Origin of the sequence: Pseudomonas lactucae, from assembly GCF_016937615.1 — a bacterium.
Classification (GTDB): domain Bacteria; phylum Pseudomonadota; class Gammaproteobacteria; order Pseudomonadales; family Pseudomonadaceae; genus Aquipseudomonas; species Aquipseudomonas lactucae.
In genome coordinates, this window is record NZ_JAFHKI010000216.1 from 1 (window position 1) to 18,092 (window position 18,092).

Consider the following 18,092-nt stretch of genomic DNA (forward strand, 5'->3'; position numbering starts at 1 on the left):
CCCCTCCCACATGGGTTATGTAGTGTTGGTTAAAACTTGTAGCCGATACCCACCATGTAAACCATTGGATCCACATCCACGTTTACCTTGGCACGGGTACCCGGCGCCACGGCGTTGTTTTCCACGGTGGCCTTGGTGCTGATGTCGATGTAACGCGCCTGGGCGTTGATCATCCACTTGTCGTTGATCATGTAGTCAGCACCGATCTGCGCGGCCCAACCCCAGGAGTTATCAGCCTTGAAGTTACTGAAACCGGCTTCGGAGGCGCGGCTGCCGACGTGTTCGTCGTAGATCCAGGTGTAGTTGATACCGGCGCCTACATACGGTTGGAACGCGGACTTGTTGTCCAGTGGGTAGTACACGACGCTCAGGGTCGGCGGCAGGTGTTTCAGGCTGCCGAGCTTACCGTTGGCGGCGCCGAGGGCGGTGCCCTTGATCTTCACGTCATGCTCGAACGGCGTGGCCGCCAGCAGTTCGATACCGACGTGGTTGGTAAGCATGTAGGCGAAGTTGAGGCCCAGTTGAGTGTCGCTGCTCATGGTTGCCTTGCCGCCCAGGTTGGCGCCGGCCAGTGGGCCCTGGTCAACTTTGACGGTGCTGCTGTCGGCCTTCGGGTTCACGGTGATTGCACCGGCGCGAACCAGAATATCGCCGGCTTCGTGGGCGTGGGCAACAGGGGCGACGAGGGCGAGCGCGAAGAGGGACGCGCCGAGCAGAGACTTGTTCATGGGAGCTCCAAAGGACGTTTAAAAGTTGTACGTCCAATGGTAAAGATCGTTCCGTTCGGTCTGTTGACTCAGCTCAATGAAAGGGCGATCAGCGTTATTCCGGCAGTTCGTAGATATAAATCTTCTCGGCATCCATCTGGTAGCCGGCATCGGCCAGCTCGCTGGTGGACGGTTTGACCTGCATTGCGCCTTCAATCCAATACGGCTGATAGAGCTCGTCGAGCTTCACGCCGACTTCACTTTTTACATGCACGATCTGATTTGACGGCGGCGGCGGCACATGGATGCACGCGCCGAAATACGGCACCAGCAAAAACTCGGTGGTGCGACCTTCTTCGCTGACCTCCAGCGGCACGATATAGCCCGGCAAACGGATGTGCTGACCATCGAGGCTTTGCACCACCGGTGCGTTGGGCAAATCCTGCTTGGCGGCGGGCGCCGCTTCGACGGACAAGGCGTCGGCCATGTTCGACAAATTGTGCAGCGGTTTCATGTTGGGCACTTCCGGCGGCGCGTCCGGCGGGATCATCTCCTGCCAGGACAAATCCTTGGGTTGTTCTTGCGCCCATGCAGGAACGACCACCAGCAATAACAGTGCAAACAGGGCACGACGCATCGAAACCTTCCTCATAAACGGATGGACAGGCCATCGGCCAAAGACTGTCGGTAGGCGCGCCAGGCGGGCACGCTGCCCATCAACAGCGCGGCGCCGAGGATACCGGCGAGCAAGGTCCATTCATATTCGCTCGGCCACGCCATCGGCAGGTCCAGGCCATAGTTGGCCTGCAAATACCCGCGTGAGGCGGCGATGCATACGTACAGCAAGCCGACACCTGCGATCACGCCGGACAAGGCCAGGGCGAACGCTTCGAAGATCAGCAATGTAGCAATGTGCCAAGGCCGCGCGCCCACCGAGCGTAAAATCGCCATCTCGCGGCGGCGCTCGTTGAGGCTGGTGAGGATCGCCGTGAGCATGCCGATCAGGCCGGTCAACACCACGAACAGCGAGATCACGAACAGCGCTTTTTCGGCGGTGCCCATCATGCTCCACAGCTCTTGCAGCGCCACGCCTGGAAGGATCGCCAGCATCGGCTCGCCGCGAAACTCATTGATCTCACGCTGCAGGGCGAAGGTGGAAATCTTGTTGTTCAGGCCCAGCATGAACGCGGTGATGGCCTGCGGGGTCAGGTCCATGTTGCGCGCCTGATCGGCGCTGATGCGACCTTTGCCCTGGGCCGGCACGCCGTTGTGCCAGTCGATGTGGATCGCTTCCATGCCGCCGAGGCTGATGTGCAACGTGCGGTCCACCGGCGTGCCGGTGCGCTTGAGAATGCCGACCACGGTGAAGGGTTTGTCGTCGTGCTTGACCAGGCTGACCACCGCCACGCCATGGGCCAGCACCAGTTTATCGCCGAGCTTGTAGTGCAATGCGTCGGCGACTTCGGCGCCGAGCACCACTTCGAACGGGTCGGTGGCGAAGACGCGGCCGCTGGCCAGTTCGAGGTTTTGCTTGCGCCCGTACTGGTAGTGTTCGAAATAGGATTGGTTGGTGCCCATCACGCGGTAGCCGCGATGAGAGTCACCGAGGGAAATCGGGATCGCCCATTTCACCTGGGGGTTGGCGGCGAAGTGCTCGAAGCTGTCCCAGCGAATATTGTTGGTGGCGTTGCCGATGCGAAACACCGAATACAGCAGCAGGTTCACCGAACCGGAACGGGCGCCGACGATCAGGTCGGTGCCGCTGATGGTGCTGGCGAAACTGTTGCGTGCCTCCACGCGTACGCGCTCCACCGCCAGCAACAGGCACACCGACAGGGCGATGGCGAAGGCGGTGAGAATCGCGGTAAAGCGACGGTTAGCCAGGCTGGCCATGGCTAGACGAAACAAATACATCTCAAACCTCTGCGGGCGTGGCGGCGCGATTGAGTTCGGCCAGCGACAGGTTGCGGTCGAACAGCGGCGCGAGGCTCTGGTCATGGCTGACAAACAACAGGCTGGCGCCGGCGTCGCGGCATTCGGCGAACAGCAGTTGCAGGAAAGCTTCGCGGGCGTCGTAGTCCAAGGCCGAGGTTGGTTCGTCGGCGATCACCAGTTCCGGTTGGCCGATCAGTGCGCGGGCCGCGGCCACCCGTTGCTGCTGGCCGATGGACAGCGAATCGGCGCGGCGCTCCAGCAGGTCTTTATCTTTCAACCCCAGGTGCGCGAGCAACGCGGCGGCGGCTTGGTCGACGCTGCCGTGACGCTGTTTGGCCCGTTGTGCGCGCAGCTTGGAAAAGTGGCAAGGCAACTCGACGTTCTCGCGCACCGACAGAAACGGCAGCAGGTTGAACTGCTGGAAGATGTAGCCGGTGTGGTCGACGCGAAAGCGGTCGCGGGCCCCGGCCGACAACTCGGTCAACTCCTGGCCGAGCAGGCGAATGCTGCCCTGGCTGGGCTTCTGCACGCCGCCGAGCAAACCCAGCAGCGTAGTTTTGCCGCTACCGCTGGGGCCTTTGAGAAACAGGGTTTCCCCGCGTTCCAGGCGGAACGCGGGGATGTCCAGCAACGTTGGCTGACCGGGCCAGTTGAAGCCCAGGTCAGACAGTTCGATTAAGGCTTGAGTCATGGGTATCTCAGAACTTCAGGGTGGCTGCCTGGGCCGTCGCATCAACACCCTGCTGGCCGCTTGGGCCGATCAGTTGTACCTGAATTTTCTGAGTGGCGGGGAAGGTCTTGAATACCTGGTTCAGGTCCAGGTTGCTCAACGCGGTTGGCGTGGCGCAGGTGAACTGGTAGTGGGCGTGGATTTCGCTGTGGTCATGGTGGTGTTCGTGGGCGCCGTCTTTGGCGTCGTGGTCGTCATCATCATCGTCATGCTCCGCTTCGGGCTTGTCGCCGAACAATGGGCTGTTCAGCTCCTGGGAGCTGACCACGCAACCGGCGGCCTTGGGCAGGTTGAACAGGGCCGCTGGGTTTTCAAGCTGTTTGTGCACAGCGGCGACCTTGGCTTTGTCCGCCGCGCTGGTGGCGAGGTGTTCGAAACCCACCAGGTTCATCGCCGGGCTGTCCAACTCAAGCTCCAGGGCTTGGCCGTCGAGCACGGCGTTGAGGCGGCCGACGCCATGTTCGTGAGCGCCGAGGCTGCCATGCTCATGATCGTGGTCATGCTCGTCTGCCGCATGGGCAATGGCCAGGGGCAGCAGGGCAAACGGCAAAGCAAGCAACAGACGGCGCATGAGTAAGCTCCAGGAGATGAAGGTTTTGTTATGTGATCTTATAACAATAAAGCCGAGAGTTTGACCGTCCGCTTGGCGTTGCGCAAGCCGCATGGGAGCATGCCCGTCAGAAAAAACTGCAGGAGAAGGACGATGTTGCGAATTCGTGGAACCGTCGGCGACCTGCCGGTGGACTTGACGCTGGAGCTGGATGACGGCGATTGGGCACGGTTGGGCGCGCAATTGCAGGCCGCCCCCGTGGCCGCGCCAAGCGCACCGACAGCGGCAGCGGTCAAACCGCGTGAGGACCTGTGGCAGAGCGCCCAGGACCTGTTGCGCAAGGCCGGGCAACTCAGCGGTCTGGAGCTGCTCGATCAACTGGAAGGGTTGGCCGGCGATGCGGCGGCGGCCAAGCGCCTGTTGGTGCGCTTGCGCCACAGCGCCCAGGTCAAAGTGGTCAGCGGCGCAGACACGCCGCTGTACAGCTGGATCGGCGATTAGTACAGCGCGGCAAACAACTTGCGGCGGTACACGCTGACCAGCGGGTGGTCATTGCCCAGCAGTTCGAATACCTGCAGCAACGTCTTGTGCGGCAGGCCTTCGCTGTAGCTGCGGTTGCGGATAAACAATTTGAGCAAACCTTCCAGCGCTGCGTCGTATTGCTGGCGCGCCAGTTGCTGGATGCTCAGTTGATAGGCGGCTTCATCGTCCTGCGGGTTTTGCGCCAGGCGGCTTTTCAAGTCGGCGGCGTCGGGCAAATCGGCAGCCTGGCGCAGGAAGGTGATCTGCGCCTTGGCGCCGGCGAGGGCGGCTTTGTGCGCATCGCTTTTGACGGCGTCGAGCACGGTCTGGGCCTCACCCAACTCGCCGCGTTCGGCCAGGCAGCGCGCATACAGGATCAGCGCGGCGGCATTGGTATTGTCCTCGCCCAACAGCGCGACCAGCACGGCCTCGGCCTCGCTGATGCGGCCGTCAGCGAACAGCGCCTGGGCCTGCTCCAGCGGATCAGCCGCTTTCGGCGCCGGCATCTGCACATGCGGCGCGAGCAACGCACGTATCGCCGACTCCGGCTGCGCGCCGGCAAAACCGTCCACCGGCTGGCCATCCTTGAACAGCACCACGGTCGGCAGGCTTTGAATGCCAAACCGCGCGACGATGTCCTGCTCGGCCTCGCAGTCGACCTTGGCCAGCAGCAACTCGCCCTGATAACTCTCGGCAATCTGCGCCAGCATCGGCATCAGCGCCTTGCACGGCGCGCACCACTCGGCCCAGAAATCCACCAGGACGGGTTTTTCGAAGGAGTTCTGGATCACGGCCTGGTCGAAGTTGGCGGTGGTGACGTCGAAGATGTACGGCGTGGGCTCACTCATGGGGCGTCTCGAATAAAGCGGGAATGGGGCAACTATAAGGGCTGGCGCAGACTACCGGAAGCTGTATGGCGCTCAGTCACGAGAGGCATACCAAAAAGGGTCTTGATACCAATCCTGAGGAAAACCCATAGCTTTCAGGCTGACATCGGGAAAATCGTCGATAAGTTGGTACAGACACCGATCCCAGCGGGTGTGCGGGCTTACTTGATGCATCAGGTGGTTGAGAATGCAGAGTGCAGCAAAAATGCGTGTATGGGGTCCTGGCTGAAAGAGATGGTCCGGCCATAAAAAGTTGGCTTTCTTTGGCAGCTCAGGACGAATGCCCAGCTCTCGGTTCCACAACCGCGAATGGTGGGCGCAAATGTTTCGAATAATGGTCAGCGTGTGTAGCCAGGATTGCATCAATGGCGCCGGGAGTTTCAGGCGTCTAGCAATGGCCTTTTTATCCGAGTCCTTCGCTAAGCCTTTATACAAGTGAGACAAATCACCCAGGGTTAGTTCTTCCAGCATCGCCCAGCCAGGCATAAGGGAGGGGTGGATGTAGGTCATTGGGTAGTGGCGGGCGTAGCTTTCTTTCTGCCTTTGACGTTTAAGCTGGTCCTTTCTCGTGTTGCCAGCCTGGGATCTTTCAATGCGCTCACATTCTCGCTGGTAGTCGCGGGTTGCCGTTGACTGTTTTAGGGATAACGCAGTGATCAGGCGTTGATGATCATAGGCGGGGTGGAACATCAGCGGGTTCATGTACCAGTGACTGCCATGAGTAGGCCCCATGTGGTTGCTGATGGCTGCACGCGATGCCACTTCGACTCTCTCGATAGCGTCCATGGTCAATAAGCGAAGTCGTCGATCGAAGTTGTACAGGCGGGTTAATTGGCGAAACTGGCTCCCCGCGCGAAATCTATGGTCGATGTCTTCCTGCCTCTGGAAGGGCCGCATATAGGGGCTTAACCGGAAGAAGCTGACTGCCTGCAGGAAATGCTCCGCGCGAGCCTCATTTTGAATACTCAAGCCGCGCCGCTTGAGTAGTTCCAACTGGGCAGGTACGTCGATGGCAGGCTTGCTGAATATCCTCATGCCCAAAAAGTACTGGACATAAAAAACCCGCACAATTTGTGCTTGGTTGCTGACGCAGCCAGAGGCATGGCGGGTGTATTGGCGCAAAGGTTAGGTAGCCACCCGAATTTTTGCAAGGCCTTTGCGTGGCAGTCTATAAGCGAAGTTGTCTGGAAAGACATGCAGGTCGATGGTCCAAGTCGCGTGCGAAAGGATCGGCATTTTCCATGCACTGCCGTTCGCCGTCTCAGCCAATCTATTTCCGAAAATTTGTAACGCGAAGACTTAACGCCGCGAATGATACAGGCTCACCTTGCGAAACTCCAAAGGCTCGGCCAGGTCGGGCAACGTCAATGCGTCCAGTATCTCCAGGCGCTGATAGGCCGGGTGCTGAAAGTCCCGCACGCGTGAATCGGCCACCAGCGCTTCACGGCCACGGGTAAGGAACTGGTCCAGCAGCGGCAGGTTGGCGCGGTCGTAAAGTACGTCGGCCACCAGGATCAGGTCGAAGCGGTCGGTTTCGGCGAAAAAGTCCGCCGAGTAGGTTAATGCCACGTTATTGAGCGCGGCATTGGCGCGGCAAGCGGCTAAGGCCAGCAGGTCCAGGTCGCACGCCACCACTTCCAATGCGCCCGCCTTGACGGCCGCAATCGCGGCCACGCCGGAACCGGCACCAAAATCCAGCACGCGCTTGCCGGCGACCCACTCAGGGTTGGCCGCCAGGTATCGCGCCAGTGCCAGGCCGCTGGCCCAGCAAAAACTCCAGTAGGGCGGTTCATGCAGGATGCGCCGGGTTTCTTCGGAACTGAAGGCCCGGTCCATGTTGTCCGCATCCAGCAGCCACAACGACAGCTCGGTGCCCGGCAGCGGGCAGGGCACCAAGTGGGCGTCGCCGATCAGCTCGCTCAGGGCGCGCTGCAAGTCCAACGGCGGGGTCATGGTGCCTTGACGAGCTCCAGCGGGCCGGTGGTCTGAGTGATCGCCTGGGTGATGCGCACGGCCGGCAAGTGCAGGATCAACTGGCCGGACTGGCTGGCGCGGCCGCGCAGTTCGACCCGCGCACCGGCCGGGAAGGCCTCGGGGTTGAAGCGCAGGCGGAACGCCAGGGGCTTGCCGTTACCGGTCAACACGCTGCTGGCGAGCAGTTGCTGCGGGCGCGAACGATCGTCGATCACCAGCAGGGCCATCTCGACTTCGGCGCCTGCGGGCACGTTGGTCAGGCTGCCGTTGATTTCACGCTGGTAAGCCGGCAGTGGGCCGAGGTCTTCAATGCCGGGGACTTTTTTCTCTTGCGCCGGCACCGGTTGCGGTACGGACGGCTTGGGGGCTTCGCTGCTGCAGGCGACCAGAAAACTGACCAGGGTGAGCAAAACAAGTGGTCGTAACTGCATGTACGGCTCCAGAAAGGACAAAATCCGTGTCTTTAAATGTAAGAAACATATTCGTCAGCCTATATACCGTAAAGGCTATGGCTTGTCTTGCCACGGGGATGCGCTACCATGGCCCTCCCTTTTTTTGTTGCCTGCCACCATGCACTGTCCCTTCTGCGGTGCCAACGACACCAAAGTCATTGACTCGCGTCTGGTCGCCGAGGGCGACCAAGTGCGTCGCCGGCGCGAATGCCTGGCCTCTGGCTGCGGTGAACGTTTCACCACCTTCGAAACCGCCGAACTGGTATTGCCGCGTCTGATCAAATCCGACGGCAGCCGCCAGCCTTTCGACGAAGAAAAACTGCGCGCCGGTATGCAGCGTGCCCTGGAAAAACGCCCGGTGAGTGTCGAGCGCCTGGAAGCGGCGCTGGTGCATATCAAGCACAAGCTGCGCGCGACCGGCGAGCGCGAGGTCAAGAGCCTGGTGGTGGGAGAATTGGTGATGGGCGAGCTGCAAAAGCTCGACGAAGTCGCCTATATCCGTTTCGCCTCGGTGTATCGACGCTTCCAGGACCTCAACGAGTTCCGCGAAGAGATCGACCGCCTGGCCCGTGAGCCCGCCAAACAATGAACCCTCCTTCTGCTGAACAGGCCGTCCTCGACGCCCATTACATGGCCCGCGCGCTGGAGTTGGCGCGCAATGGTCTGTACACCACCCACCCCAACCCTCGGGTGGGTTGCGTGATTGTGCGCGATGGGCAGATTGTCGGCGAAGGTTGGCATGAGCGTACCGGCCAACCCCATGCCGAAGTACATGCCCTGCGCGCCGCCGGTGACAAGGCGCGCGGCGCCACCGCGTACGTCACCCTTGAGCCTTGCAGCCACTACGGTCACACGCCGCCGTGCGCCGATGCGCTGGTGAGCGCCGGGCTGGCACGGGTGGTCGCGGCGATGCAGGACCCTAACCCGGAAGTGGCGGGGCGCGGTATGCAGCGCTTGGCCCAGGCGGGGATCGAGGTGCGTAGCGGCGTATTGGAAGGTGAGGCGCGGGCCCTTAATAGAGGCTTTCTCAAGCGCATGGAGCACGGCCTGCCGTTCGTGCGGGTCAAAATGGCGATGAGCCTGGACGGTCGCACCGCCATGGCCAGCGGCGAAAGCCAATGGATTACCGGCCCCGCCGCCCGTGCCGCCGTGCAGCGCCTGCGCGCCGAGGCCAGCGTGGTGCTGACCGGCGCCGATACCGTCCTGGCCGACGGCGCTCGTTTGACCGTGCGCGCCGCCGAGCTGGGCCTGGATACCCAAACCACAGCCCTGGCCATGTCGCGTCCGCCGTTGCGCGTATTGATCGACGGCCGCCTGCGTGTGCCGCTCAATGCCCCGTTCTTCAAGGCCGGACCGGCATTGGTCATTACCTGTGTCACCGCGGAGAACCAGTTCCCTCGCGGTCCCGAGTGCCTGGTGGTGCCCGGCGTAGAAGGCCAGGTCGACCTGCGCTCAGCCCTGGTCGCTCTCGCGGCGCGCGGCGTCAACGAGGTGTTGGTGGAAGCGGGCCCAAGCCTGGCGGGCGCATTTGCCCAGCAGGGCCTGGTGGACGAATACGTGATATTCGTCGCCGGCAAGTTCCTCGGCTCCGCTGCGCGGCCGTTGCTCGACTGGCCGCTTGAGAAACTGGCCGATGCCCCCCAACTCAAGATCACTGAGATGCGCGCTGTAGGCGACGACTGGCGAGTCACTGCCATCCCTATGCCAGCAGCGAGCGTATAATTCTGACCGGGCGCTCAGGTGCCCGCACCCGTTTCCAGGAGAAGGCCATGTTCACCGGCATTATCGAATCCATCGGCAGCATCCGCGCCATGACCCCCAAAGGTGGCGACGTGCGCCTGCTGGTTGACACCGGCAAGCTCGACCTGGGCGACGTCAAGCTGGGCGACAGCATCGCCGTCAGCGGCGTATGCCTGACCGTCGTCGAGCTGCCGGGCAATGGCTTTGCCGCCGATGTCAGCCGGGAAACCCTGGACTGCACCGCGATGAGCGACCTCAAGGCCGGCAGCCCGGTCAACCTGGAAAAAGCCCTGACGCCGACCACCCGCCTGGGCGGTCACCTGGTCAGCGGCCACGTCGACGGTGTCGGCGAAGTGGTCGCGCGCAGCGAAAATGCGCGCGCCGTGGAATTTCGCATCCGCGCCCCCAAAGCGCTGGCCAAATACATCGCCCACAAAGGCTCGATCACCGTCGATGGCACCAGCCTGACCGTGAACGCCGTGAACGGCGCCGAATTCGAACTGACCATCATTCCCCACACCCTCAGCGAAACCATCATGGCCTCGTACCAGCCAGGTCGCCGGGTGAACCTGGAAGTCGACTTGCTTGCCCGTTACCTGGAGCGCCTGCTGTTGGGCGATAAGGCCGCAGAGCCTGCATCAGGCAACATCACTGAAAGTTTTCTGGCCGCCAACGGCTATCTCAAATCCTGACCAAGGGGGTGCCGCGTGGCGCTCAATAGCATCGAAGAACTGGTTGAAGACATCCGCCAAGGCAAGATGGTCATCCTGATGGATGATGAAGATCGCGAAAACGAAGGCGACATCATCATGGCCGCCGAGGCCTGCAAGCCTGAGCACATCAACTTCATGGCCAAACATGCCCGTGGATTGATCTGCATGCCCATGAGTCGCGAGCGCTGCGAGCTGCTCAAGTTGCCGCTGATGGCGCCGCGCAATGGTTCCGGGTTTGGTACCAAGTTCACCGTGTCGATCGAAGCGACCACCGGCGTCACCACCGGCATTTCCGCCGCTGACCGCGCCCGCACCGTGCAAGCCGCGGCCGCTAAAGACGCCAAGGCCGAAGACATCGTCAGCCCCGGCCATATTTTCCCGCTGATGGCCCAGCCGGGTGGCACCCTGGCCCGTGCTGGCCATACCGAAGCCGCCTGCGACCTGGCGCGCATGGCCGGTTTCGAGCCCAGTGGTGTGATCTGCGAAGTGATGAACGACGACGGCACCATGGCTCGCCGTGCCGAACTCGAAGCCTTTGCCGCCGAACACAACATCAAGGTCGGCACCATCGCCGACCTGATTCACTACCGCATGATCCACGAACGTACCGTTCAGCGGATTGCCGAGCAGCCGCTGGACAGCGAACTGGGCCAATTCAATTTGGTGACCTACCGTGATTCAGTGGAAGGCGACGTGCACATGGCCCTGACCCTGGGCACCATTTGCGCCGACGAGCCGACCCTGGTGCGTGTGCACAACATGGACCCGCTGCGCGACCTGCTGATGGTCAAACAACCGGGCCGCTGGAGCCTGCGCGCCGCCATGGCTGCGGTGTCCGAGGCCGGCAGTGGCGTGGTACTGCTGCTGGGTAACCCGGTGGACGGCGACGTGTTGCTGGCGCATATCCGCGAAACCGCCGAGCAGACCCAGGTGAAAACGCCGACCACCTACAGCATCGTCGGTGCCGGTTCGCAGATCCTGCGCGACCTCGGTGTGCGCAAAATGCGCCTGATGAGCGCGCCGATGAAATTTAATGCGATATCCGGATTCGATCTGGAAGTTGTAGAATACGTGCCCTCCGAATAAAGGCTGGCGTTTGTTGCCCCTTGTTCGCGGTTAAATCATCACTGAGGGACGCACTTTTCGCGTCCCGGCTCTTTAAGAGATTTGTCGAATGACCCTGAAGACCATCGAAGGTACCTTCATCGCCCCCAAAGGCCGCTATGCCCTGGTGGTTGGCCGCTTCAACAGCTTCGTGGTTGAAAGCCTGGTAAGCGGTGCCGTGGACGCCCTGGTTCGCCACGGTGTGAGCGAAAGCGACATCACGATCATCCGTGCCCCCGGCGCCTTCGAAATTCCACTGGTTGCGCAAAAAGTTGCCCAACAGGGTGAATACGCGGCGATCATCGCCCTGGGCGCGGTCATTCGTGGCGGGACTCCGCACTTCGAATACGTGGCTGGCGAATGCACCAAGGGCCTGGCCCAGGTGTCCATGGAATTCGGCGTGCCTGTCGCGTTCGGCGTACTGACCGTGGATTCCATCGAGCAAGCCATCGAGCGCTCCGGCACCAAGGCCGGTAACAAAGGCGCTGAAGCCGCCCTGTCCGCGCTGGAAATGGTCAGCCTGCTGTCGCAGTTGGAGGCCAAGTGATTTCCGACGAGAGCGATCGTTTCAACCCACGTGACGAGCGTCCAGCAGACGCCGGCAAACCCTCGAAAAGCGAAAAGCGTCGTGCGGCTCGTCAGCTCGCGACCCAGGCGCTTTACCAGCGTCATATGGCTGGCACCTCGCTGAACGAGATCGAAGCGCAATTTCGCGTCGATAACGACTTCACGTTTGCCGACCAGAGCTACTTCCACGACATCCTGCACGGCGTTCCGGCCAACCTGAGCGAGATCGACGCTGCATTGTCGCCATGCCTGGACCTGACCCTCGAAGAGCTGGATCCGGTTGAACTGGCCGTACTGCGCCTGTCCACCTGGGAGCTGCTCAAGCGCGTCGACGTGCCGTATCGCGTAGTGATCAACGAAGGCATCGAGCTGGCGAAAGTCTACGGTTCGACCGACGGTCACAAGTTCGTCAACGGCGTGCTCGATAAACTGGCTCCGCGCCTGCGTGAAGCCGAAGTGAAGGCGTACAAGCGCTAACCTGCGCTTGAATGCTGAATGGGCGAGTTTGAGCTGATCCACAAATACTTCGCCACCGCGCCGTGCGCGCAGGGCGGCGAGGGCATTGCCCTGGGGATCGGCGACGACTGCGCCTTGCTGGCGCTCCCGCCTGGGGAGCAGCTGGCGATCTCCACCGATACGCTGGTGGCCGGCGTGCACTTTGCCGACCCCTGCGATCCGTTCCTGCTCGGCCAGCGCTCGTTGGCCGTGGCGGTGAGCGACCTGGCCGCCATGGGCGCCAACCCTCTTGCATTTACCCTTGCCCTTACCACGCCGACGGTCGATGCCGACTGGCTGCAACGCTATGCCCAGGGGTTGAACGCCATGGCGCAACGCTGCGACGTGGGCCTGGTGGGCGGCGACACGACGCGCGGGCCGCTCAGCCTGACCCTCAGCGTGTTCGGCCGGATACCGGCCGGCAGGCGTTGACGCGCAGCGGTGCGCAACCGGGCGACCTGTTGTGCGTCGGCGGCGAGTTGGGCAACGCTGCGGGCGCCTTGCCGTTGGTGCTGGGCCAGCGCAGCGCCGAGGCGGCCATCGCTGATCCGCTGTTGGCGCATTACTGGTCGCCGCAACCGCAGTTGGCCTTGGGCCTGGCCCTTCGGGGTAAGGCTACGGCCGCGATGGACATCTCCGACGGGCTGTTGGCCGATTGCGGGCATATCGCCAAGGCGTCGGGCGTCAGCCTGTTGGTTGAGCGTCACCGCCTGCCCTTGTCCAAGGCCTTGCTCGCGTTTGTGGGGGACGATGCGGCGCGGGTGGCGGCATTGAGTGGCGGCGACGACTACGTGCTGGCGTTCACGCTACCGCCCGTCGAGTTGGCGCCGTTACAGGCTGGCGGTTGGCCGGTGCATGTCATCGGTCGAGTCGAGACGGGTCTGGGTGTAACGCTGCTTGATGCCGGCGGCCAAGACATCACTCCGGCTATCCGTGGCTATCAACATTTTCGCGAGACGCCCTGAATCGGCGTGCTGCGCTACCCTCTATAACGTTATTCGCGATGCAAGGCTTTGTAGGAGGTCGTACCCATGGACGTGCGCCGCTGGCTGTTGATACTGCTGTGTGTCGTTTCGACCTGTGGGTGGGCAGTGGATCGGTCGGCGCTCCCCGGCAAAGTCATGCTGGCCAGTGAAGCCTGGGAGGGCTACACCAGCGCCGACGGCAGCGGCCTGGCCTGGGATGTATTGCGACGGGTATTCGAACCGGCCGGGATCACCTTGCAAACCCGTATCGAGCCCTACACCCGCGCCGTGGGCCTGGCCCAGCGTGGTGAAGTGGACGGTTGGGTCGGTTCTTACCGCGATGAGGTCAAGGGCGTGCTCTACCCGCGCTGGAACTTCGACTCCGACCAGATCTACGCCCTTGGGTTGGCCACCTCGCCGATACCGAGCGCAGCGACACTGGGCGATTACCGACTGGCCTGGGTGCGCGGCTACCGGTACGAGGCGTATTTGCCTAACGCGCGGCGCTTTAACCAGATCCAGCGGCGCGATGGCATTTTACCGATGCTCCAGTATGGTCGGGTCGACTTCTATATCGATGCCCTCCCCGAAGCCAACGAGGTGCTCAGCCAGGCGCAAGACCCTGCCAAATTCCGGCTCACTCACCTCATCGACCTGCCGCTCTATGTAGGCTTTGCCGATACCGAGCGTGGACGTGCATTGAGCACAGTGTTCGATGAGCGCATGACCGTGCTGGTGAAAAGTGGCGAGCTGAAGCCGATTTTCCGGCGCTGGAAACTGCCGTATCCCTTCTGACCTGCATAGAACCGGGATGAAGGCCAATCAAACCGATTGATCTTTATCAGCGATAATTCAGCTTAAGCGTCTGTAGGAACCTGCTGTTACAATGCCCACCTCTGTGAAATCTGAAATCAGGAGCACACGGTGCCCGTCGTTTTCGTCGCTGCCTCCAAGCTGCCTACCCCTTTTGCCACGTTCACCATGCATGGCTTTCTCGAAAAAGCCACCGGGCGCGAGCACGTTGTGCTCAGCCTGGGCGATATCGCCGATGGCGCGCCGGTGCTGGGGCGTCTGCATTCCGAGTGCCTGACCGGCGATGCGCTGTTCAGCCAGCGGTGTGACTGCGGCTCGCAATTGGAGGCCGCCATGCGCGCCATCGCTCGCGAGGGCCGTGGCGTGCTGCTGTATTTGCGTCAGGAAGGCCGTGGCATTGGCCTGCTGAACAAGATTCGCGCCTATGAATTGCAGGATGGCGGCGCCGATACCGTTGAGGCCAACGAGCGCCTGGGCTTCGCCGCCGACCAGCGTGACTACGCGATCTGCCTGCCGATGCTCGAACACCTGGGCGTCAAATCCCTGCGCCTGATGACCAACAACCCGCGCAAGGTCAAGGCTTTGACCGAGATGGGCATCACCGTCGCCGAGCGCGTGCCGCTGCACACCGGGCATAACCCGCACAACAAACTCTACCTGGCCACCAAGGCCAGCAAGCTCGACCACATGATGGGCAACGAGCACCAGGGCGAGGTCGATCGCGCGTGACCCGCGGTCAGGTAAAGCGACGACTGTCGTTCGACTGGTGGCAGTACCTGGCCCTGGCGTTGCTGCCGTTGTTTGTGATCAACCTGGTGTTCGGCCAGGCACAGTCGCTGTTGCCAGTGCTGGCCATGCCGTTCTTTATCGCCGGCGTGGCCTCGATGTTTCTCAGCTTGCGCTTCTTCAACGGCTATAAACACGCGTTGATCGCGACCTCAAAAGCCCTCGATACGCCTGAAGAACCGGCGGCCTGGATCACCCTGGCGGCCCGTCGGCGTACGGCCCTGCTGGTGGCGGCGATCCCCGCCTGGGTGGGCGCGCTGGCGGTGTTCGTCGGGCTGGAGGCGGTGCCGCTGTTTCTGCTGGCACTGTCGACGATGGTGTTGTTCTACCTCTACCGCATCCCGCGTCAACTGGGGTGATGCGCTGCTGGCTGGCCGTGCTGTTGGTGCTGAGCGCCCAGGCGTTGGCGGCCGAGCGCGTGGTGAGCCTGGCGCCTTCGCTGACTGAAATCGTGCTTGAACTGGGCGCCGCCGACAAGCTGGTTGGCGTGTTGGACGGCGGCGACCGGCCTGCCGCGTTGGTGAGCGTGCCGTCGGTGGGCCATTACGGCCAATTGAACATTGAGCGCCTGCTCAGCCTCAAGCCCGACCTGATTCTGTTATGGCCCGGCAGCGTCGGCCCGGCTCAGCGTGAACAGTTGCAGCGCCTGAATATCCCTGTCTACGTCGCCGAACCCCATAGCCTTGAACAACTGACCGGTCAGGTCGAAGCCATTGCCCAGCAATTGGGCCGGGACGATGCGGGCCGGGCGTTGGCGGCCCAACTGCGCCAGCGCCTGGCCGAGCTGCGCCAGCGCTATCAGCGGGCCAAGCCGCTACGGGTGTTTTACCAGGTGTGGAACCAGCCGCTCTATACCGTGGGCGGTGGGCAGATCATCAGCGACGCGTTGACGGTATGCGGTGCGCGCAATGTGTTTGATGACCTGCAGCTACCTGCGCCGCAGGTCAGCATTGAGTCGGTGTTGCAGCGTGATCCAGAGGTGATTCTGGTCGGTGATCAGGCTCAAGCGCAGGCCTGGAAGGTCTGGCCAGCGATGGCGAAGCGAGTGCGGCTCGTGCCGGACAAGGGCCTGGAGCGGCCCAGTGGGCAGATGCTGGAGGCGGTGGCGCGGTTGTGTCAGGTGATTTCACCTGGCCTGTGAGGCCGGTACAGGCAACGATCAGATTTCAGGTGTCCACGTCACCCCAACCCTCCACACCCGACCGTCTTCCCGATAATCCTGATTGTTCAAGAACGAGGGATCGTTGTAGCTGTACATCGCCCGTGCATAGGATTTATCCAACAGGTTATCGACCTTCAACGACAGCACCACCTCCCGACTCAGCGCCCAACTGCTGCGCAGCCCGAGCAAGGCGTAACCGCCCAGACGCTGCGTGTTGTCTTCATCGTCGTAACTGCTGCTGACCGCCTGCCAACTGGCCCCCAGGCCCAATTGGTCGAATTGTCGGTCCACATCCAGGCTCAACGTACGCCGTGCGCGACGGGCGAGGGTGTGGCCGCTGTCGCGGTCGCGCGGGTCGATGATCGACAGCCCCAGGTTGCCCTGCCAGCCGAACAGCGTCTGCTTGAGCGCCGCTTCAACGCCGTTGATGCGTGCCGATGCCACGTTCTGCGGCTTGCCGGTGCGGTCGAGAATGATCGCGTCGCTCAACTCGGTGCGGTACAGCGAGGCTTCCAGGTGCGTGCTGTCAGTCAGTTGGCTGCGCCATTGCAGTTCGTAGCTTTTCGAGGTCTCGGGCTGCAGGTTGGGGTTGCTGTATTTCGCGTCCGGGTAATACAGGTCGTTAAAGGTCGGCGCCCGAAAGCCTTCGCTGTAGGTCAGCAATACATCGTTGTCGGGGTTGACCGGCAAGGTCAGGGTTCCGCTCCAACTGTTCTGGCTACCAAACTGCTGGTTCTGGTCGCGGCGCAGGCCCAGTTCGGTGGAAAACCCGTCGCCGTGGAAGCGGTGCTGCACGAACGCGGCGCGGTTCCAGCGGCGGTTTTCTGTAAACGTGGTGGAGCCGTGGAAGCGATCTTCGTACCAGTCGCCGCCCAGGATCAGGCGGTTCTGCTCATCCAGCGTCAGGTCGTTCTGCCAGTTCACTGAGTCGCGGTAGGTGTTGAACACGCTGAAGTCATCGCTGAGGGTGTCGCGCTTGGTGTCACGGTTTTCGCTGTGGCCCAGCTCCAGGCGCGACTGCCAGCGCTCGCTGAGTGTGGCGTCAAGATAACCGCTGGTGCTGCTGACCGCGTAATCGGTGTAGGGCTTTTGCCCCAACGTCTGCCCGCTGGCGGCGTCGTAGCGGCCGAAGCTGTTGTCGTATTCCGATTTACCGCGGTTATCCAATAGGTTGAACCCCGCCTCCAATTCGTCGCTGAATGAATGGCTGAGGTTCAGGCTGACCGACTGGTTGCGATAGGCATCGTGATCGCCGTCACTGGGGAATGACGGGTGCGTGGCGTTGATGCCCGCAGTTTCATCCAGGCTCGCACCGAGGTTGAAGCGTGTGTGTTCATCGCCGCCCGACAGGCCGAGGCTGCGTTCCCACGTGTCGTGGCTGCCATAACCCAGCTTAAGGCGCGGTTGCAGGCCTTGTTCGGCATTGCGTCGGGTAAACACCTGGATCACCCCGCCGATCGCATCGCTGCCGTAGATCACCGAGCGAGAACCGCGCAGCACTTCCACGCGCTCGATCTGGTCGACGTTGAGGTATTGCAGGCCACTATCGCCGGAAGTGGTGTTGGCAATGCGTTGGCCGTCCACCAGTACCAGGCTCTGGGCGGATTTGGTGCCGCGCAGGTAGATCCCCGGCAAACTGCCGCGTCCGCCGGTGGGCGCTACTTGCACGCCGGGCACGCGGCTGAGCAGGTCGGTGAGACTGGTGGGTTGCAGGCGGTCGATGTCGTCGCGGGTGAAGACGGTGTTGGCGGCACTGCTGTCGTTGCGCGCCTGGACCTGGCGGTTGGCGCTGACGAGCACATCGGGAAGTTTGAGGGCGGCGTCGCGGGTGTCGGCGAGCAGCTCGGGTGTGGGGAGCAGCAGCAGGGCAAGGTACAGGCGTTTCATGGGCTGTCCATGGCACTTCAAGATGGCATAAATCAAATGTGGGAGGGGCAAGCCCTAATGCCAGTCAGTTAAGGGACAACACTGTATTTGTGGCGAGGGAGCT

Annotated in this window: 21 protein-coding genes and 1 pseudogene; 12 read left to right on the forward strand and 10 right to left on the reverse strand. The window is 62.0% G+C overall.

Annotated elements, in window-relative coordinates; translation table 11 throughout:
- Positions 1-29: 29 nt before the first annotated feature.
- The 5 genes from JWR98_RS28315 to JWR98_RS28335 all read right to left on the reverse strand — a co-directional run bounded on the left by JWR98_RS28315 (position 30) and on the right by JWR98_RS28335 (position 3,943).
- Positions 30-728: an OmpW/AlkL family protein gene (locus JWR98_RS28315; RefSeq protein WP_078734859.1), complete on the reverse strand. Its 699-nt coding sequence runs from the start codon at positions 726-728 to the stop codon at positions 30-32.
- Between the two features lie 94 nt (positions 729-822).
- Positions 823-1,344: a DUF3299 domain-containing protein gene (locus tag JWR98_RS28320; protein ID WP_078734858.1), complete on the reverse strand. Its 522-nt coding sequence runs from the start codon at positions 1,342-1,344 to the stop codon at positions 823-825.
- Positions 1,345-1,355: 11 nt separating this feature from the next.
- Positions 1,356-2,621, reverse strand: a complete 1,266-nt coding sequence (locus tag JWR98_RS28325) for an ABC transporter permease (protein ID WP_205491816.1) — start codon at positions 2,619-2,621, stop codon at positions 1,356-1,358.
- Position 2,622: 1 nt separating this feature from the next.
- The gene (locus tag JWR98_RS28330; protein ID WP_078734856.1) at positions 2,623-3,333 is read right to left on the reverse strand and encodes an ABC transporter ATP-binding protein; all 711 of its coding nucleotides are present in this window, start codon (positions 3,331-3,333) and stop codon (positions 2,623-2,625) included.
- Positions 3,334-3,340: 7 nt separating this feature from the next.
- Positions 3,341-3,943, reverse strand: coding sequence for a DUF2796 domain-containing protein (locus JWR98_RS28335; protein WP_205491817.1), 603 nt, complete (start codon positions 3,941-3,943; stop codon positions 3,341-3,343).
- Between the two features lie 132 nt (positions 3,944-4,075).
- On the opposite strand from JWR98_RS28335, the gene JWR98_RS28340 reads away from it, so the two are divergent.
- Positions 4,076-4,423: a hypothetical protein gene (locus JWR98_RS28340; RefSeq protein ID WP_205491819.1), complete on the forward strand. Its 348-nt coding sequence runs from the start codon at positions 4,076-4,078 to the stop codon at positions 4,421-4,423.
- On the opposite strand, the gene trxA is transcribed toward JWR98_RS28340, so the two are convergent.
- The 4 genes from trxA to JWR98_RS28360 all read right to left on the reverse strand — a co-directional run bounded on the left by trxA (position 4,420) and on the right by JWR98_RS28360 (position 7,736).
- A complete protein-coding gene (trxA, locus tag JWR98_RS28345; protein WP_078734853.1) occupies positions 4,420-5,292 on the reverse strand; it encodes a thioredoxin in 873 nt (290 codons plus the stop codon). The two genes, JWR98_RS28340 and trxA, sit on opposite strands and share 4 nt — an antisense overlap.
- Positions 5,293-5,364: 72 nt before the next feature.
- A complete protein-coding gene (locus JWR98_RS28350) occupies positions 5,365-6,453 on the reverse strand; it encodes an Abi family protein (protein WP_225908886.1) in 1,089 nt (362 codons plus the stop codon).
- 177 nt (positions 6,454-6,630) lie between these two features.
- Positions 6,631-7,284, reverse strand: a complete 654-nt coding sequence (locus JWR98_RS28355) for a 50S ribosomal protein L11 methyltransferase (protein ID WP_205491821.1) — start codon at positions 7,282-7,284, stop codon at positions 6,631-6,633.
- On the reverse strand, positions 7,281-7,736 hold the full coding sequence (locus JWR98_RS28360) for a YbaY family lipoprotein (protein ID WP_003176361.1): 456 nt from the start codon (positions 7,734-7,736) through the stop codon (positions 7,281-7,283). The genes JWR98_RS28355 and JWR98_RS28360 overlap by 4 nt, the downstream gene beginning before the upstream one ends.
- A 139-nt stretch (positions 7,737-7,875) precedes the next feature.
- Between JWR98_RS28360 and nrdR the strand changes: the two genes are divergently transcribed.
- The 11 genes and pseudogenes from nrdR to JWR98_RS28415 all read left to right on the forward strand — a co-directional run bounded on the left by nrdR (position 7,876) and on the right by JWR98_RS28415 (position 16,081).
- Complete coding sequence (gene nrdR / locus JWR98_RS28365; protein ID WP_176156685.1) at positions 7,876-8,346, forward strand: transcriptional regulator NrdR; 471 nt, start codon at positions 7,876-7,878, stop codon at positions 8,344-8,346.
- Positions 8,343-9,479 (forward strand): bifunctional diaminohydroxyphosphoribosylaminopyrimidine deaminase/5-amino-6-(5-phosphoribosylamino)uracil reductase RibD, encoded by a 1,137-nt coding sequence (gene ribD / locus JWR98_RS28370; protein WP_078734851.1) that lies wholly within the window; start codon positions 8,343-8,345, stop codon positions 9,477-9,479. The genes nrdR and ribD overlap by 4 nt, the downstream gene beginning before the upstream one ends.
- Positions 9,480-9,526: 47 nt before the next feature.
- Positions 9,527-10,189, forward strand: a complete 663-nt coding sequence (locus JWR98_RS28375; protein WP_003176358.1) for a riboflavin synthase — start codon at positions 9,527-9,529, stop codon at positions 10,187-10,189.
- A gap of 15 nt (positions 10,190-10,204) precedes the next feature.
- Positions 10,205-11,296 carry a bifunctional 3,4-dihydroxy-2-butanone-4-phosphate synthase/GTP cyclohydrolase II gene (ribBA, locus tag JWR98_RS28380; RefSeq protein ID WP_003176357.1) on the forward strand — a complete coding sequence of 364 codons (1,092 nt, stop codon included), beginning with the start codon at positions 10,205-10,207 and terminating at the stop codon, positions 11,294-11,296.
- An 88-nt stretch (positions 11,297-11,384) separates the two neighbouring features.
- Positions 11,385-11,861, forward strand: coding sequence for a 6,7-dimethyl-8-ribityllumazine synthase (gene ribH, locus JWR98_RS28385; RefSeq protein ID WP_003176356.1), 477 nt, complete (start codon positions 11,385-11,387; stop codon positions 11,859-11,861).
- Positions 11,858-12,358 carry a transcription antitermination factor NusB gene (gene nusB, locus JWR98_RS28390; protein WP_078734850.1) on the forward strand — a complete coding sequence of 167 codons (501 nt, stop codon included), beginning with the start codon at positions 11,858-11,860 and terminating at the stop codon, positions 12,356-12,358. The genes ribH and nusB overlap by 4 nt, the downstream gene beginning before the upstream one ends.
- A gap of 18 nt (positions 12,359-12,376) precedes the next feature.
- Positions 12,377-13,341, forward strand: a pseudogene (gene thiL, locus JWR98_RS28395) (thiamine-phosphate kinase).
- Positions 13,342-13,407: 66 nt separating this feature from the next.
- Positions 13,408-14,136: a substrate-binding periplasmic protein gene (locus JWR98_RS28400; protein WP_205491823.1), complete on the forward strand. Its 729-nt coding sequence runs from the start codon at positions 13,408-13,410 to the stop codon at positions 14,134-14,136.
- 129 nt (positions 14,137-14,265) lie between these two features.
- A complete protein-coding gene (ribA, locus tag JWR98_RS28405; protein ID WP_078734847.1) occupies positions 14,266-14,883 on the forward strand; it encodes a GTP cyclohydrolase II in 618 nt (205 codons plus the stop codon).
- Positions 14,880-15,299, forward strand: a complete 420-nt coding sequence (locus tag JWR98_RS28410; protein WP_078734846.1) for a nuclear FMR1 interacting 1 family protein — start codon at positions 14,880-14,882, stop codon at positions 15,297-15,299. Before ribA ends, JWR98_RS28410 begins: the two co-directional genes overlap by 4 nt.
- Entirely contained in the window at positions 15,296-16,081 is a 786-nt protein-coding gene (locus JWR98_RS28415) for a helical backbone metal receptor (protein ID WP_205491825.1), read from the forward strand. The genes JWR98_RS28410 and JWR98_RS28415 overlap by 4 nt, the downstream gene beginning before the upstream one ends.
- An 18-nt stretch (positions 16,082-16,099) precedes the next feature.
- Here JWR98_RS28415 and JWR98_RS28420 read toward each other — a convergent pair whose 3' ends face one another.
- Positions 16,100-17,989 (reverse strand): TonB-dependent receptor domain-containing protein, encoded by a 1,890-nt coding sequence (locus JWR98_RS28420; RefSeq protein ID WP_205491826.1) that lies wholly within the window; start codon positions 17,987-17,989, stop codon positions 16,100-16,102.
- Positions 17,990-18,092: the final 103 nt, after the last annotated feature.

Coding starts and splice junctions, on each gene's coding strand:
- JWR98_RS28315 (WP_078734859.1), bottom strand. CDS start 728: ATGAACAAGTCTCTGCTCGGCGCGTCCCTCTTCGCGCTCGCCCTCGTC.
- JWR98_RS28320 (WP_078734858.1), bottom strand. CDS start 1,344: ATGCGTCGTGCCCTGTTTGCACTGTTATTGCTGGTGGTCGTTCCTGCA.
- JWR98_RS28325 (WP_205491816.1), bottom strand. CDS start 2,621: ATGTATTTGTTTCGTCTAGCCATGGCCAGCCTGGCTAACCGTCGCTTT.
- JWR98_RS28330 (WP_078734856.1), bottom strand. CDS start 3,333: ATGACTCAAGCCTTAATCGAACTGTCTGACCTGGGCTTCAACTGGCCC.
- JWR98_RS28335 (WP_205491817.1), bottom strand. CDS start 3,943: ATGCGCCGTCTGTTGCTTGCTTTGCCGTTTGCCCTGCTGCCCCTGGCC.
- JWR98_RS28340 (WP_205491819.1), top strand. CDS start 4,076: ATGTTGCGAATTCGTGGAACCGTCGGCGACCTGCCGGTGGACTTGACG.
- trxA (WP_078734853.1), bottom strand. CDS start 5,292: ATGAGTGAGCCCACGCCGTACATCTTCGACGTCACCACCGCCAACTTC.
- JWR98_RS28355 (WP_205491821.1), bottom strand. CDS start 7,284: ATGACCCCGCCGTTGGACTTGCAGCGCGCCCTGAGCGAGCTGATCGGC.
- JWR98_RS28360 (WP_003176361.1), bottom strand. CDS start 7,736: ATGCAGTTACGACCACTTGTTTTGCTCACCCTGGTCAGTTTTCTGGTC.
- nrdR (WP_176156685.1), top strand. CDS start 7,876: ATGCACTGTCCCTTCTGCGGTGCCAACGACACCAAAGTCATTGACTCG.
- ribD (WP_078734851.1), top strand. CDS start 8,343: ATGAACCCTCCTTCTGCTGAACAGGCCGTCCTCGACGCCCATTACATG.
- JWR98_RS28375 (WP_003176358.1), top strand. CDS start 9,527: ATGTTCACCGGCATTATCGAATCCATCGGCAGCATCCGCGCCATGACC.
- ribH (WP_003176356.1), top strand. CDS start 11,385: ATGACCCTGAAGACCATCGAAGGTACCTTCATCGCCCCCAAAGGCCGC.
- JWR98_RS28400 (WP_205491823.1), top strand. CDS start 13,408: ATGGACGTGCGCCGCTGGCTGTTGATACTGCTGTGTGTCGTTTCGACC.
- JWR98_RS28420 (WP_205491826.1), bottom strand. CDS start 17,989: ATGAAACGCCTGTACCTTGCCCTGCTGCTGCTCCCCACACCCGAGCTG.